1 protein-coding gene is annotated in these 215 nt (G+C 56.3%); it reads right to left on the bottom strand.

The genetic code is table 11. From position 1 onward, the window contains the following. The coding region (locus RWK90_RS17255; protein ID WP_314038860.1) for a hypothetical protein at positions 1–191 on the bottom strand (191 nt) is incomplete at its 3' end. Positions 192–215 lie beyond the last annotated feature (24 nt).

Below are 215 nucleotides of genomic sequence, written 5' to 3'. Positions count from 1 at the left end.
CAGTACACAATTTCCCCGGATGACTTCTTCATCTTCTTCAGCTGTGACACAAAGTACCAGAAGCGGGACTTGGCCACCACATGGTTGGGTGCAAAGATTCGCATACGGTACAGTGGTGGTGTGTGGCATTTTGGGGTTGGCAAGCAGCGCCCCACCACCTTGTACTCCCGAAGCGTGCCCGAGGCCTTCATGGCACTGCGCACTCGTTCACCGCC

Origin of the sequence: Dietzia sp. CH92 (genome assembly GCF_032248695.1) — a bacterium.
Taxonomy (GTDB): Bacteria; Actinomycetota; Actinomycetes; order Mycobacteriales; family Mycobacteriaceae; genus Dietzia.
Note: the sequence above shows the minus strand (reverse complement) of the source record. Positions and strands in the feature narration are given on the sequence as shown.